At 73.3% G+C, this 389-nt stretch carries 1 pseudogene; it reads right to left on the bottom strand.

Annotation, left to right across the window (positions count from 1 at the left end):
• Nucleotides 1–243: pseudogene (locus LPA54_RS41630) on the bottom strand (polysaccharide deacetylase family protein); the annotation flags it as partial.
• Between the last annotated feature and the right edge of the window lie 146 nt (nucleotides 244–389).

Below are 389 nucleotides of genomic sequence, written 5' to 3'. Positions count from 1 at the left end.
GAGGAGCCGGGCGGAGTGCTCGCTCGGCCCCGCGTCGAACGTCAGCGCTATGCACTTGGCCTCGCGGCAGTCCACGGTGCCGAACCGGGCCTGCACGTCGGTCGCGCGGACGGTGCTGGGCGCGGTCGACTCCACGCGCGTGCACCCGGTCAGCGCCGGCGCCAGCGCGGCCACCGCGGCTCCGGCCGCAAGGGCGCGGAACGCGGCCCCCGTTGTCGTCGTCTTCCTGGTCGGAAAAGGCATGCGCGGACTGTACACGCCGGGTATACACCGGGTGTATAGTCCGTCGGCGCGTGCCTCCGAACGGGTGATCGTGCCCTGTGAGAGTTGTCACCGGGCCGCTGGGCAACCCTCCGGCCCGCCTCGCCCTCCGACCTGCGCCGACCTCC

The sequence above is a fragment of the Streptomyces sp. DH12 genome (assembly GCF_020873895.1).
Lineage (GTDB): Bacteria > Actinomycetota > Actinomycetes > Streptomycetales > Streptomycetaceae > Streptomyces.
This window is presented reverse-complemented; position numbering and strand designations above follow the sequence as displayed.